The sequence below is a fragment of the Clostridium sp. YIM B02555 genome (assembly GCF_022320955.1).
Taxonomy (GTDB): domain Bacteria; phylum Bacillota; class Clostridia; order Clostridiales; family Clostridiaceae; genus Clostridium; species Clostridium saccharoperbutylacetonicum.
This window is the reverse complement of the sequence record NZ_JAKJJY010000023.1, coordinates 96,200-111,659: the sequence shown is the minus strand read 5'-3', so window position 1 is coordinate 111,659 and position 15,460 is coordinate 96,200. Positions and strand designations below refer to the sequence as shown.

Annotated in this window: 16 protein-coding genes; all 16 read right to left on the bottom strand. The window is 30.6% G+C overall.

Translation table 11 applies throughout. The annotated features are described in order from the left end of the window. Positions 1-216 precede the first annotated feature (216 nt). Positions 217-2,073, bottom strand: a complete 1,857-nt coding sequence (flgK, locus tag L3B98_RS23770; protein ID WP_238918486.1) for a flagellar hook-associated protein FlgK — start codon at positions 2,071-2,073, stop codon at positions 217-219. 68 nt (positions 2,074-2,141) lie between these two features. After that, the gene (gene flgN, locus L3B98_RS23765) at positions 2,142-2,552 is read right to left on the bottom strand and encodes a flagellar export chaperone FlgN (RefSeq protein WP_077365677.1); all 411 of its coding nucleotides are present in this window, start codon (positions 2,550-2,552) and stop codon (positions 2,142-2,144) included. A 2-nt stretch (positions 2,553-2,554) separates the two neighbouring features. Next, positions 2,555-2,830 (bottom strand): flagellar biosynthesis anti-sigma factor FlgM, encoded by a 276-nt coding sequence (locus L3B98_RS23760; protein ID WP_238918485.1) that lies wholly within the window; start codon positions 2,828-2,830, stop codon positions 2,555-2,557. Between the two features lie 138 nt (positions 2,831-2,968). Beyond that, complete coding sequence (fliY, locus tag L3B98_RS23755) at positions 2,969-4,171, bottom strand: flagellar motor switch phosphatase FliY (protein WP_015394648.1); 1,203 nt, start codon at positions 4,169-4,171, stop codon at positions 2,969-2,971. Next, positions 4,158-5,153, bottom strand: coding sequence for a flagellar motor switch protein FliM (fliM, locus tag L3B98_RS23750; RefSeq protein WP_015394649.1), 996 nt, complete (start codon positions 5,151-5,153; stop codon positions 4,158-4,160). Before fliM ends, fliY begins: the two co-directional genes overlap by 14 nt. Positions 5,154-5,175: 22 nt before the next feature. Further along, positions 5,176-5,577 carry a chemotaxis protein CheW gene (locus L3B98_RS23745; RefSeq protein WP_015394650.1) on the bottom strand — a complete coding sequence of 134 codons (402 nt, stop codon included), beginning with the start codon at positions 5,575-5,577 and terminating at the stop codon, positions 5,176-5,178. Between the two features lie 164 nt (positions 5,578-5,741). Continuing rightward, positions 5,742-6,101, bottom strand: coding sequence for a response regulator (locus tag L3B98_RS23740; protein ID WP_015394651.1), 360 nt, complete (start codon positions 6,099-6,101; stop codon positions 5,742-5,744). A gap of 18 nt (positions 6,102-6,119) precedes the next feature. Next, positions 6,120-6,722, bottom strand: a complete 603-nt coding sequence (locus L3B98_RS23735) for a chemotaxis protein CheC (protein ID WP_015394652.1) — start codon at positions 6,720-6,722, stop codon at positions 6,120-6,122. Between the two features lie 153 nt (positions 6,723-6,875). After that, the gene (locus tag L3B98_RS23730; protein ID WP_238918484.1) at positions 6,876-8,939 is read right to left on the bottom strand and encodes a chemotaxis protein CheA; all 2,064 of its coding nucleotides are present in this window, start codon (positions 8,937-8,939) and stop codon (positions 6,876-6,878) included. A gap of 14 nt (positions 8,940-8,953) precedes the next feature. Then, positions 8,954-9,721, bottom strand: coding sequence for a protein-glutamate O-methyltransferase CheR (locus tag L3B98_RS23725; RefSeq protein WP_015394654.1), 768 nt, complete (start codon positions 9,719-9,721; stop codon positions 8,954-8,956). Positions 9,722-9,729: 8 nt separating this feature from the next. After that, complete coding sequence (locus L3B98_RS23720) at positions 9,730-10,851, bottom strand: chemotaxis response regulator protein-glutamate methylesterase (protein WP_238918483.1); 1,122 nt, start codon at positions 10,849-10,851, stop codon at positions 9,730-9,732. 22 nt (positions 10,852-10,873) lie between these two features. After that, positions 10,874-11,362: a chemoreceptor glutamine deamidase CheD gene (locus L3B98_RS23715; protein ID WP_015394656.1), complete on the bottom strand. Its 489-nt coding sequence runs from the start codon at positions 11,360-11,362 to the stop codon at positions 10,874-10,876. Between the two features lie 9 nt (positions 11,363-11,371). Then, on the bottom strand, positions 11,372-11,821 hold the full coding sequence (locus tag L3B98_RS23710; protein ID WP_015394657.1) for a chemotaxis protein CheW: 450 nt from the start codon (positions 11,819-11,821) through the stop codon (positions 11,372-11,374). Between the two features lie 15 nt (positions 11,822-11,836). Next, on the bottom strand, positions 11,837-13,813 hold the full coding sequence (locus tag L3B98_RS23705; RefSeq protein ID WP_238918482.1) for a FapA family protein: 1,977 nt from the start codon (positions 13,811-13,813) through the stop codon (positions 11,837-11,839). A 119-nt stretch (positions 13,814-13,932) separates the two neighbouring features. After that, positions 13,933-14,667, bottom strand: coding sequence for an aminotransferase class IV (locus tag L3B98_RS23700; RefSeq protein WP_238918481.1), 735 nt, complete (start codon positions 14,665-14,667; stop codon positions 13,933-13,935). A 27-nt stretch (positions 14,668-14,694) separates the two neighbouring features. After that, complete coding sequence (locus L3B98_RS23695) at positions 14,695-15,333, bottom strand: HAD-IB family hydrolase (RefSeq protein WP_238918480.1); 639 nt, start codon at positions 15,331-15,333, stop codon at positions 14,695-14,697. Positions 15,334-15,460 lie beyond the last annotated feature (127 nt).

The following is a 15,460-nucleotide window of genomic DNA, read 5'->3' as shown; positions in this document are numbered from 1 at the left end:
TGTCCAAATTTTATATTTGGAAACATGAACTTTCTCCTTGGGGATTTTACATCTGGAACACGCTGAAATGATGGCAAGCTGCCATTTAGAACCTTCTAGCGAAAATTCCACTAGTCCTGTGGAAGATAAATGTATCTGATTTCGGTAATTGTTGCATAGGTATAATTCTTGCAGTGTATATCTATAACTTATCATCGATAATTGTTGACTAAGCTTTTACTTCATCAATCCATTTATAACTACATCTAGCAATTCACTAACAGTACTTATTACCTTTGCATTTGCTTGATATGCATGTTGATATTGTATTAAATTTGTTGTTTCTTCATCTATTGAAACTCCTGATTCTGATAATCTATCATTTTCATAAGTTTCTAATTGAGTTTCTGAATTTGCAAGATCACTTGCTACCCCTTTAGTTACTGTAGCTAAGTCACTGATTAAACTCTTATAGTAATTATCCATAGTTGTTCCTGTAGAATTACCATTTAAATCACATAATTCAGTTGAACTTTTAAAGGTAACCCCTGAATTTCCTCCTGCAGCTGAAGTCCTGTTAAAGAAGTCATTTCTTGTAGAAGTACTTGTTACATCAACTTTATTTAAGTCCATTTTTACATTTTTCAAACTAGCTATTGCTAGAGCTCTTGTTCCTGCATGTTCTCCACTTGTATCAGCATCAGTTAATCCACAATTTAATTTTGACGGATCTGTCTGCAGTACTGAATTAACTGTAATATTCTTAGCATTGATACCAGTATCAGTAGCTCCTGCTGTTCCATTACTTGCTTTAGTTACAAAGATTGCATCTTTATTTGTAAGTGGCGATGTTGCAGTTCCATCAGTTCCAGTTTGAATTGCGTTAACTGTATATGCAAGTCCCGCTGCTAATTTATCTAATTGATTCATAGAATTTTGAATCGTAGTTTGTACAGCTTGCTTCCCCCCAACTTCACCAGTCTTTATATCAAAAATTACATTTGCACTATTAGTATTAAAATTACTTAATGTTATTGTTGCATTTCCAGCAGCACTATAAGCTGAAAGACCATTTAAATCATTTGTATTCGTAGAAACATCCTGAACTAGACCATTTTTGTCTCCAACAAGGATTCTATTCTGCATTAACCCTTTTCCTATTGTATCTAATTGAGTTGCATCAGTGGCTGCAGAACCTGTAATTGTTATTGTTTTTATATTAGTTGTATCTCCTGCAACTGCATATGATACTGTAAGTGTTGGTGCTGCTGGATTTGTTGTAGTATCCAAACTTGTTCCTGTAACATAAGATAATCTGTTACAATTTGCACCTGTAAAGTCGTTTCCATCAACAAAACTTACTGTATTTGAACCCAATGTTGTAGTAACATCCACTGCTTCATATTTTTCTCTTTTAGTTGATATTCCAAATTTGTCACTTAATTCGTCAAGCAGATTATCTCTTTTATCCATTAAGTCATTTGGCGACATTCCTATAGCCGATACACCAGCTATCTGCTTATTTAACTCATTAACTTGATCTAACATACTATTGATGTCTGTAACATCACTTCCTAATGTAGTTTGAATATCATTTTTTTTAGTTTCAAGTTCTGTATATCTAGTATTTAATGCACCCGCTAAAGTTTGAGCTTGTTGTAAAGCTACTGTTCTATTACTTGATTTTGTTGGATCCAAAGACAGTGTTTGAAACTTTGCATAAAAATCACTTAAAGCTTGTTGTACCCCTGTATCCGATGTTTCATTTAATATGTCTTCAACTTGTGTTAAATAGCTATTTTTTTCACTTAATGCACCATTAGCTGTTCTTTGAGTTCTAACTTGATAATCTTTGAAGACATCTCTAATTCTTTCTATTGTACTTATTTCTGCACCAGTACCAACTTGTCCAGCTGAACAGCTATCAAATCTTGACATTCCTCCAAAAGGTCTTGTAGTTTGAATTACAGCTCTTTGTCTTGAATATCCTGTTGTACTTGCATTTGAGATATTGTGTGATGTCGTATTGATATTTCCTTGTTGTACATTTAAACCTCTTTTTGCAATGGTAAATGTATCAAATAGTCCTGACATTTATTTTCCTACCTTTCAATAATTCCAACTTCCATGTCATAAAAATTTTTACATCCTTATTGTTTGTTTTATCTTGACAAATTACCATATGAATTATATGTTTTAATTTCTCTATTCGGATTAAGCAACTGTAACATTTTATTATTAAAAACTAGTTGCTGCTTTAATAATAATTCATTGGTTTCTTTTCTGGCTATCACTTGATTCAAATTTTCTTGAATCTCACTATATAATTTCTTTAGTTCATCATCATTTGATTCCGTAACAATCTCTTTAATACTTCTATTTTCTGTTACATTTCTTCTTTCTACTTCATCTTTTGCTATTTTCTTACCACAATCATAAATCTTATCAACTAATCCCTCTAAACCAAACACATCTTTACTCATTATCATATTGTATTGAGTTTCTAATAACTCTAAAAGTTTCCTAAGTTCTTGATCTTGGTTTTGCATTAATTTAATAAGTTCTTTCATCATAGTTACTCATTCTGCTCCTTCATTACATTTAATAAACTTTTTGCAGTTAATCTAGCATCAATACTGTACGTACCACTATCTATCTTATTTTTAATCTCAGTTATCTTTTTTATATTTGCCGCATTATTTTCTAAAGAATAATTTTTAAGACTTTTTCCAAGGTCTGAGATTTCTATTGTGTCCACATTTCTAGTCTTTGCAACTTTATCTACATTTTTACCACTATTAGAATTATAAGCATTTATATATGCTGATCTACTTATTCTATCAATACTCATATCACACGTCTCCATTCCTTATCCTAATATTATAGTTATCGTACAAATTTCAATTAAGTTTACACTTTTTTCTTATAAAAAAAAGAAGAGGCCACCTCTTCTTGATTAATTCAAAAAAACTCCCTTTCGGGAGTTAGTTTATCTTAGCTTCTTTATTCTTTCAACACTGCTTACTATACTAGTTATTCTTATTCCAAAGTTTTCATCAACAACAACAACTTCTCCAAGTGCTATTTGCTTTCCGTTAACTAATATTTCAACTGGTTCTTCTGCAAGCTTATCTAATTCAATTAAGGAACCTGTTCCTAAATTTAAGATATCTTGAATACTCTTCTTTGTTCTACCTAAAACAACTGATATGTCTAATGGAACATCTAAAATTAAATCTATGTTCTTTATAGGTGGAACATTATTTTGAGGTGCCAATGGTTCAAAGGCAGCTGAATGAACTTCTACTGGTTGCTGCATTCTTTGTGGTGGCGCCTCATAATATGGTTGTTGCTCATAATATTGTTGCTGAGGTTGACTATACTGCGGTTCCATACTTGGTGCATTGTTAACAGGTTGTTGTATTTCTTTACTCGCAATACTTTCTTTCGGTGCAGCTTTGGCAGGTTCTGCCTTTGGCTCCTCCTTAGGTTTATCTTCTCCAGTCATTATAGCTACAATATTTTTTGCTGTAGAAATCGGGAATATCTGCATTATATTACTATCTACAATATCTCCAATTGTCATTTTAAATGATACTCTTACAATAGGCTCATCCTCTGGAATAGCCTCTGATATTGGCATATTTCCATCTGTAACAACTCTTGCTGATGGTGGTGAAATATCAACCTTTCTACCAAACATTGTTGCCATAGACGTTGCTGCTGAACCTATCATTTGATTCATGGCTTCTGATACTGCACTAATTTCTATTTCTGATAGTTCATGAACTTCTGTAATGTTTCCATCTCCACCCATCATGAGATTAGATATTACTAAACCATCTGCTATTTTTACTATTAGTATATTTCTTCCAATAATCCCTGTAACATATTCTATATCTAAAACAATATTAGGAGTTTCAAATCCTTCCTTTATTTCTCTTAAAGTTGTTACAGTTACAACTGGTGTAGTTATATTAACTTGTTGATTTATAAGCTGATATAATGCTGTAGAGGCTGAGCCCATGGAAATATTTCCAATTTCCCCAAGCAGATCTTTATCAAGATCAGTTATTACCTCTGCATCTGTGCTAGCTGTTGTTCCATTATCACTTTCAGTAGAAGTTGTATCTTCTCCTGATAATAAAGCATTTATTTCTTCCTGTGACAAAAAGTTATTACTCATACTCATCCACTTCCTTATCTGATATATCTAAAATCATTACACCCATATTCTTTCCTGCTATACCTGGCTTAGCATAGTAGCATTCTTCATTTCCTACATATACCTTTATTGGGGATGAGCTCTTATTATCAAGTCTAATGACATCGCCTACTGTTAATTTTAAGAAATCATCTACAGTAATCTTTGTACATCCAAGTTCAGCTATAATATCAACATCCACTTTATTAATACCTTTTTCTAGTTTTTCTCGTGATTCAGCCATCATAGCTTCATCATCATTTCTAAATGCATATTGAACCACTAATTTATCCAATATTTTTTCTATACTTAGATACGGAAGACACATATTTATAAAAGTGCTTCTTTTATTCATTTCAACCGAGAATGTTATTAACGCTACAGGATCATTTGGGGCCAAAGTTTGATTTACAGCCGGATTAGTTTCAATAGCTTCAACTTCCGGCTCAACTTCGATAATTGTATCCCATGCCATTTTTAAGTTATTGATCATTCCTGTTGTGATTTGTCTCATTATGTTTTTATCAATATCTGTAAACTCTTTAGCTTCAACTTTCCTATCCCCTTTTCCCCCTAATAAAACATCAATTATCTGTAGTGAAAATTGAGGATTAGTTTCAAATATTATATTTCCTACCAATGGTGGCATTTTAAATATTGTAATAAAGGTAGGATTTTGTACAGAGTGTATAAATTCCTCATATGTTATCTGCTCTACAGTTTCAATTTTAACTTTAACATTTAGTCGTGTTTGACCTGTTAAATAATTAGAAATTATTCTAGCATAATTATCATGAATTAATTCAAGAGTTCTTATATGCTCTTTTGAAAATTTTTGAGGACTTCTAAAATCATAAAGTTTAATCTTATGTTTTTCTTCCTCTTTCCCAACCTCTTCTGTTTCTAATTCCCCTGTAGATAAAGCAGATAACAGTGCATCAATTTCACTCTGCGATAAGACATCTGCCATATTTCTCCCTCATTTCAAAATACTAATTTAATAACTTGTCAATATCTATTATTGTAAGAAGTTTATCATCATAATTTAATATTCCTTTTATGTATGCTTGTGACCTGTTTGCATCTTTGTCAACTTTTTGTATATTTTTTTCATCTATATCTAAAACTTCTTCAACTTCGTCAACTGATATACCTATTTCTTCATCCTCGACAGTCAAAATAATTATATTATTTTGTTCTACACCTGGAGTTACATCTAACAATAAGTTTATATCAACAAGAGACTTAATACTACCACGTAAATTAATTAACCCTTTAATATAAGCTGGTGCTTTAGGAACCTTTGTAATTCCCATAGTATCATTAATACTTTGAACTCTTTCTGTTTCCACTGCAAAATGTTCTTCCCCTAATTTAAATACTACTATTTGCATAATTACACCTCCTCTTTCTTCCAATTAACAGTTGAAATTTTAATGTTAACTACTTAGCCTTAAATTCTTTTTAAATTCATAAAAATATAATTCCTAAATCCTAAAAATTTATAACTTTACAGTCAACTCATAACTGTCAACTCATAACTCATAACTAAATAAAATTATCCTACAACTTTTTTAATAGCTTCTAAAACTCTGTCAGCTTGGAATGGTTTTACTATGAAATCCTTAGCTCCAGCTCTTATTGCATCCATAACCATTGATTGTTGTCCCATTGCTGAACACATGATTACTTTAGCATCTGGATCAAAAGCCTTTATTTGTTTAACTGCCTCAATACCATCCATATCAGGCATTGTTATATCCATTGTAACAACATCTGGTTTTTCCTTTTTATACAGGTCAACAGCAACCAATCCATTGTTTGCTTCTCCTACTATTTCAAAATCATTTTTTTCTAAAATATCCTTTATCATCATTCTCATAAAAGCTGCATCATCTACAATTAAAACTTTAGCCATAATTTTTTCCCTCCAAATTTAATTTATTCCTATAGATTGTAATATTCTCTCCAATGACCCCGGCATTGGAATATAATAAAAGTGTCCACCTATATTTTCTTCTGTGTCATAATCTAAAAATACAGTTTCTATATCTAATATATATTCATCATATTGATTAGATTCTATAAATGTTGTTGTGAGTATTGCCCCTAACATATCATATGATGTAGCTGGTACTGATGGTGCAATAGCAAGATTTGTTAACTGTGCAATTGAGTTCATGTATGATGCCGATATTATATTGGCTATCTCGCACAATACAGATTTACCCATTTCACTTTCTGGTGACTGCTCGCTCCCAACTAATTTCCTTATTACATTGTCAGATGTTTTTCTATCGAATACTAAAAGTATATTACCTGCAATATCTCCTAGCACTCTTACAACTGTACCAGCTACTTCTATCTCTCCATTTTCTTCTACTAATGCATCTAATCCTACGACATTTACAGCTGGTACTGTCATATCAATCTTTTTTCCTATCATCATGGAAAGAGCAGTTGCTGCATTTCCTGCACCTATGTTAGAGACTTCTTTAAGTGCATCTAATTGTAAAGCGCTTAAATTAGAATACTCCACTTCTAACCCTCCTTCAAAAATTTTCTACCCTTAAGGGCATTTGGTATGATACATGTCCTCACCTTTTCTATTTTTGAAATAAGATCAAACAACATCTACCTATACTAATTTTAACTATATCAAGTAAACTTAATTAATTCAACTTGAAATTTTTTATAATAATGCACCTATATCTAATATCAATGTTACCAAACCATTACCTAGTATAGTAGCACCAATATATTGATCTAAGTTCTTAAGTGTTTTTCCTAAAGGCTTAATAACTATTTCTTGTTGTCCATGCAATGAATCAACTAATAAACCTATAGTCTTATCACCTACATTTACTATTATAACAAATTTCTTATTAGTTTCGCTAGCCTCTATATCTAAAGTTTCATTTAATCTTATTAATGGAATTACGTTCTCTCTATAAACAATAACTTCTTTTCCATTACTTCTCTTTATATTTTCTTCTTTATAATCAATTACTCTATCGATAAAGCCTAATGAAATTGCTAATGTTTCTTCTCCAACTTTTACAAGTAAAGCTTGTATTATTTGTAGTGTAAGCGGAAGCTTAATTACAAATGTTGAACCTTTTCCTTCTTCACTTAATACATCAACAGTTCCTCCAAGTGCTGCAATTTTTGTCTTAACGACATCCATTCCAACTCCTCTACCAGAAATATCTGTTACTACATCATTTGTACTAAAGCCTTGTGCAAAAATTAGATTCTTAATATCATTTTCTGACATTCCTTCTGTATTAATCCCCTTTTGCTCCGCTTTAGCTTTAACTTTTTCTACATTAATTCCTGCACCATCATCGATTACCTTAATTAATGCTTTAGTTCCTTCTTGATACGCTACTAGCTTAACAGTCCCAACTGGTGATTTACCTTGCGCAACTCTCTTTTCCACTGATTCTATTCCATGGTCAGCTGCATTTCTTAATAAATGTATTAATGGTTCACCTATTTCATCTATTACTGTCCTATCAAGTTCAGTATCAGCACCTTCTATAATGAAATTAATTTCTTTATTTAATTCTACTGATACGTCTCTAATCATTCTTGGGAATCTATTAAATACTGTATCTAATGGTAACATTCTAATTTTCATAACTAAATCTTGAAGATCTGATGTTGTTCTTCCAACTTGTTCTAAAGTTTCATTTAATTCTTGTGATTTTTGAACATTTACAATCTGTTCCAATCTAGTCCTGTAAATTACAAGTTCAGAAACCATATTCATTAAATTATCTATTCTTTCCAAATCTACCCTGACAGATTGATGTGCTTTTTTAACTTCTTTCTTAGGTCCTGCTTTCTTAGCTGTTTCTTTCTTAGCTTCCGCCTTTGGTTCTACTGACTTTTCTTCAACTGGTTTTACTACTTCTTGTTTTACAGTTTCCTCTTTAACAGGAACTTCTTGCTTAGCAGGTGCCTCTTTTTCATCAATTTCTTTTGGAGCCACATCAACACCCTCAAAGCTAATTAATGTCGCTTCAACTTTAGATACTTCAGAAATACTATTCACAACAGATAAAATTTCATCTACACTATTTTTAGTTACTAATATGAATTTTAATTCAAAATCAAATTCCTCATTTTCAATTTCTTGTGTTGATGGTTCTGATTTTAATATTTCGCCATGTTCTTCAAGATCCTTAACAATTAAAAATGCTCTTGCAGATTTTAACAACGTGTTTTCACTTAAAGTAACCACTATCTCAATTGAATTAAAGCCCTTTTCTTTTGCTTGTTTGATTACAGATGAATCATATTGATTTAATTGTAAATCAATAGCTGATGCAGACTTTTGTTCATCTTTTTTATCTTCAACTGCACTATTTCCATTATTTTTAATGTCAGTTAAAGCTTTCATTATACCATCTATATCTATTTTTTCATCTGAGCCCTCTTGAACATTGTCAACCATTTTTTCTAATGTATCAAGACAATCAAACAATACTGTAACCACATCTTGTGTAACTTTTAATTCACCTTCTCTAAACTCCGCTAATACGTCCTCCATTTTATGAGTAAGTTCTGCTAGATCTGTAAATCCCATTGTTGCTGCCATACCTTTAATTGTATGAGCAACTCTGAATATTTCATTAACTTTATCTGTATCCTCTGGATTTTGTTCCAAATCTAATAATGACTCATTCAATGTTTGCAAATTATCTAATGATTCCTCTAAAAACATTGACATATATTGAGATGTATCCATCACGTATTCCTCCTTTATAATTTTTTATAAATAAAGGTTGATGCTTTTTCGAATCCGTAGTCTCTATAATTATATATACTTTCTGTAGCTCCTACAAATAAAAGCCCACCTTTTTTTAATGAATTACTAAACTTTTTATAAATTTCCTGTTTTATGTCATTATTAAAGTAAATAACAACGTTTCTACACACAATCAAATCAAAGCCATTTTCATAATTGTCTAAAATCAAATCATGTTTTTTAAATGTAACCATATTCTTAATTTTAGGCATTATATAATACTTATCGTCTTTTGTACTAAAATATTTACTTAAATCTGTATTATTTACGCCTTTTATTTCATTTTGTGTATATTCACCAATTTTCGCTTTAGAAAGAATAGTGTCATCAATATCTGTTGCAATTATATTATGCCTTCCATTTGGAGTTAATCTATCTAAAATAATTCCTAAAGTATAAGGTTCGCAACCTATAGAACACGCCGCACTCCAAATTTTCAAATTTGGATTATTGGGCAATAATTCTTTAGAAATTTGTTTTTCTAAATCTTGAAATAATTCAGGATTTCTAAAAAACTCTGTTACATTTATCGTAATAAAATCCAAAAACTTTTGCCTTTGTTCTGGATTTTCTTTTATCGCTCTAGTATATTCATCTAATGACTTTATACCCACTCTTGTCATCAAGCTATTTATTCGTCTATTTAACTGTTCTGGTTTATATGCTGATAAATTGATTCCTAATTCTCTATGAACCCATTTGTGAAACTCATTAAAATCCATGTCTCCTTCTATACCCCTTTTACTATTTTTATTATATTATTTGCTACTTGATCTAGCGGAACTACCAAATCTACTTTACCAGTTTCATAAGCTGCTTTAGGCATACCATAAATCGTACATGTTGATTTATCTTCAGAAATTGTTATGCCCCCACTATCTTTTATATTTGCAGTTCCATCAGCACCATCTCTACCCATACCTGTTAAAATAGCCGAAACCAAATTCCCTTTGTATACATTTATAGCTGAATTAAACAACTTATCAACTGCAGGCCTTACACCCCATATTGGTGGTTCTTCATTTAACTTTATTGAACTATTACTTGAAATTGTCATATGCTTTCCACCTTTAGCAATGTATATTGTATCATTGTATATCTTCATTCCATCATCGGCTTCAACCACTTTCATTTCACATGCTTTATCTAATCTTTCTGCGAAGACTTTAGTAAATCCCTCTGGCATATGTTGTACCACAAATACTGGAACTCCCAAATTATATGGCAGTTTTGTTAATACTTCTTGAAGTGCCTTTGGTCCTCCTGTAGATGCTCCTATAACAACTGCATCAATTCTTTTATTTTTAGGTATTGATATAATCCGCTCCATATTCATACTACTTTCTCTCACACTATTCTCTTTAGGTAAGTTTAAGCTGCTTACTACAATATTCTGTTCAACTTTATAATTTGTTTTGTTTTCTAATAAAGCCTTTCTTTTAAACTTCATACTGCTTGTTATACTTTTAATTTGCTCAACTAAATCATTTCTAATTTTTATTATGTCTAGTGAAATACTACCTGATGGTTTAGGTATAAAACTTATAGCACCATTATCTAAACAATCTAAAGTCATTTTAGATCCTTCTGTTGTTGCACTACTAACCATTATTATAGGATAATTTCTCCCTGATTTCTTTAATTCTTTTAATGTTGCAAGCCCATCTAAGTCTTTCATATGTACGTCTAATGTGATAAGGTCAGGATTATATTTATCAACCTTTTCAATTAGTTCTCTTCCATCTCTAAATTTAGCGATAACTTCGAAAGTACTTTCAGATTCTATCATATCCGAAATAGCTTTTCTCATAAACGCCGAGTCATCAACAACTATAATTTTGATTTTATCCACCTAATCACCCTTTCTTGCAATTTTATATTTCCATAACACCTTGTCCTACAACTTTAAGAACTACCTTTCCATCACTTGCGTGAAGAATCATTGTTCTTCCCTTATTTCCTCCTGTCTCTTCTGAGATTACAGGTACAGCTTCATCTTTTAAGGCTTTTTTTACCGCGTCACTGTTTCTTTTACCAATATCACTTATTATACTTTTATCAGTAAAATTAAACATTGATGCCCCCCCTGCAATTTTAGCTATAAGGTTTCTTTTTTTGCAGCCCTCTTTTTCCATTTTTTCTATTAAAATAGGTATAGCAGTATCTGCAAATTTCATAGGGTTAGTGTTATTTTTAAATTGAGTGCTATCAGGAAGCATTATATGTGCCAATCCAGCAACTTTTAATGTTTTATCATATAAAGCTATGCCTATGCATGAGCCTAATCCTATAGTCATTATTGTTCCTGGATCCAGTACCAAATTCAAATCAGCTATTCCAACTTTTATCTCTGCACCTACCATTTTTACCCCCTAAAAGATTCTTTCTTCATCTTCAGAAGATAATATTTTTTCTAAGTCTAGCAAAATAACTATATTTTCTCCAAGCTTTATTAATCCAGAAATGTATTTTTTATCTATTGTAGCTGTTATTGGAGGAGCCTCTTCCATTAAGTCACTATTTACATCTCTTACTTCATATACATTTTCAACAATTATTCCAAATTTATTTGATGCTCTTTTTACAACAATAATTTTTTTATCATCATTATTTATATCTTCTCCAATTCTAAATTTTTTAGACAAACTTATAATTGGAAGTATTCTTTCTTCATAATTAATTACTCCTTTAACAAAAGATGGAGCTTCAGGTAAAACAGTAGGTTCTTGATACCCTAAAATTCTTTCAACTTCCTTTATATCTGTTGCATAATGTTCTCCACCAAGTCCAAATATTAATATCTTAATTTCATTACTCGCCATTAGTTTTATAACCTCCTATAAAATGAACTTATCAATCGTTACGTCTCCATCTTTGTCCAAATATGCCTCTACATTTTTAGAAGAGATATCTAATACCATTTGCTTTTCTCCAAAACAAAAAACTGTATTATAATGTGCTATATCAGCAAAAATACGACCTTTCTTAGAAACCTTCAATATAGTATTAACTCCCGCCTCACTTCCTACTGTCTTTACTCTTATCTCTGAACCAGCGTATAGTGTACCTCCTCTACACACTGCTTTTTCATTTGTAAATTCTATTTTATTTAAAGCGGTAATCTCACATGTATACTGACCTTTTCCAGTTATATAAACATTTCCCGATGCCTCTATAGTTGCTCCTTGTGCATATCCTAGATAGATATCCGCCGGAACCACTATTAACGCCTCTATTTCTTCTATTTCCTCATCAAGCATCTTTTCAAACTTTTCAAGCTCTTTATAGCTTTCCATTTTAAGAGGTCCTAGTCCAATCAATTTGTTTATTATAAAAGTAACCAACTCACTATGTTGAATGCCTTGTGACATGTTGAAATTCAAAACACTTCTTGATAAGTTAGGCAATGCTTTAAATTTATTCTCAATTAGAATCTTAATAATTTCTCCATCTTTTCTATCACCTAATAATTTGTTTCCCTTTACTTGTTCAGCAGAAGCTCGCAATTCTTCCATAATACTTTTATACGTTAACAAATTATCCAAATATTGCTTTCTTTCAACATTTTCACAACCTGCTGTAACTGTTGAATTTAATACGTTACCATTTATTCTTATTTCTCCACCCGATCGCACTGTTGCAGACTCTACATTTTTCCCAATCAGTAATTCATTCCCGGCTTTTACCTCCATACCTTCTAAAACCGCTCCAGTTACTTCAACATTACCAACAAAGTCAATATTACCACTCTTCAAATCAACCTGATCTACCTTATATTGCTTATTTACTGCAAATGTATTGGTTTTGAACGAAGGTTTTCCTTCAGTAGTTGCTATAACTTCATCATGTTCAAGTTTACATCCGTCTCCAATTTTTAATGCAACTTTTTTTGACGTCTTTCTTTTTAATTGTACGCCAAAAACATCTTGTCCATCACTTCCAGTAGTACCATGTATTATTCTACCTATAACATCTCCAACAACAACATTTGCAATTGAAAATCTATTTCTAAAATCAATTTTGTCACTTGTTTCTTCATACCCTTTTAACTCTTCTGATTCCTTGAATAATACCTGAATCTCATCAGGTATGTCATCTTGAGCAGGCATCCCTTTTGCTACAAGTAAATCTTCTACATGATGAACTTGACAAGCTTCTTCCAATGCATCATTAATCATACCATATCGAATACCTTTATTTTGCAGTAAAGCCCTTAATTCATTCACAGTATATTTTGCTGGATGTTTGTCTTCTACCTTTTTCTTTTGAATAACTAAATTCTTACGGTATCCCTGATCAACTAGCTTATATATATGTACAGGATTAGACTTTATACTAAGATAAGCTTCCATTTTATTACTTGTAACTTGTATTTCTGCACTTCTTGTTGGTTCAACTTCTTCAAATTTATATTCTATATTATCACGGGAAGATACTTCTGCAATTTGCCCTGCGAGCTCACCATTAACATATAATTTAATGCCATCACATGGTTTTATTGTGATAACTTCATTGCTATTACCAGAGTCTGTTACTATTATCTTTCCATTCTCTACTTTAGCTCCGTATTCCATATTATCTTCTTCTATATTCTCTGCAACTTTATTTTCAATATCATTTTTTATTATTTCTTGCTCATTTTCTTCTCTCTTATTAAGTTCACTCTCTAATATTTCTATTTCAACGATCTTTTTAAAAAAATGCTTTTCTTCTTTAGTGACCTTATATTTTAAATTTTCTTTAGCAATATTTAATTCACTAGCTGCTTTATCTAGACATTCTCCTAATGATGATGCTGAAAATTTCAAACTCATAATATCTCCCCCTAAAAAATACTCTTTTCTTTTAGTATACCACAGGCTAATATAATTTTATATTCATTTATTTATATTAATTTATGTAATTTTACAAATAAGTGCAAAAATTTCATTTTTCAATGCATTTTTATATATGAATCTATTTCATGATTATATTCTTCAATTAATTTTCTAATTATATCATTGTTAACATTAAAATTTACATTATCAACTTTACTTATTGGTAATATTTTAGGAGATGTACCTGAAATAAACATACCATCCAACTCACCAATATCTGAAGCTTTAAATTCCTCTTCTTTAACTTCTATACCATTTCTTAAAGCTATCTCAATCACTTCGCCTCTGGTAACTCCAGGCAAAACCTTTTTTGACGGAGAAGTAATAAGAATGTTGTCTTTAACCATAAATATGTTTGATCTGCTTCCTTCCGTAATATTTCCTTTTGAATCAACAAGTATTGCTTCATAAACATTTTTGTCTCTTATTTCATTATTAATTCGTTCTCTAAAAGTTGTGTTAATTATTTTTGCATTAGGATTTTCTCTTTCAGCAAAATACAAAATGGTTTTAACTCCATCTTTATACATATCTGATGAAGGATATGAGTGTTCAATAAAAAATATTCTTAATAACTTTTCATTGACCGAATATGTTATTTTTATATTTCCTTCAACTTTTTTTTCACTTTTTATCAATTCTTTTATTTTTTCGCTTATTTCATCATAAGTAATTTTAAAATTTTCATTAATTAATTCAAAAGAATTTTTCATTCTCCTTAAATGATTCTCTAAAAAAAGCGGTTTTCCTTCTAAAACTCGCAAAACTTCATATATTATTTTTTCCTCCATCTCCATCACTCTTTTCTTATCTATCTTTTATTGCCATTTTAGTATTTCAATTTCATGCTTTTTACTATAATTTATTAAATAAGGTTTTCCTACCAAATCCAAAAGAGGTTTATCAGATAAAGAATCCGAAAACATATAAGACTCTTTAAAATCCACTTTGATTTTTTCATCTTTTATTACTTCTTTTAATCTCTTTACCTTCTCCTCTCCCTTGCAATTTCTTCCATTCATTTTTCTTGTAAAAACACCATTTTTAAACCAAAACTTTGTTCCAATTACTCTATCAACTTCTTTTATATTATAAAATTCATTTATATAAAATTCTGGGGATGCAGAAATTAGATATATCAAATATCCTTCATTTTTCAATTTTTTTATCATTTTTAATGCATCTTCATATATTATTGTAGTTAATTTTTCATCATAAAACTTCTTAACGAGAATGGCTAAATCTTTTTCCTCTATTCCATCTATAAATTTCAAGAATTTTTCTTTCACCTTTTGCTCATCATACACTTTTATTCCATACATAATCCCACAAAATATAGCTCTGGGCAAAAAACAAATATTCCTTTTATCATTCTTTATTACAAATTTAAACAATTCCATTAAAGTTTCTTTTTTAGTAATCGTATAATCTATATCAAATATAGCAAGTTTCTCCAAAGTACTATACCTACCTTTTTAATATATAACTCAAGATTCACAAGTCCTAATCAACAATTATCAATTAATAATTGTTCTTTTACCAATAGAACATATACATCCTTAGAGTTAGATATTTATTTAATTC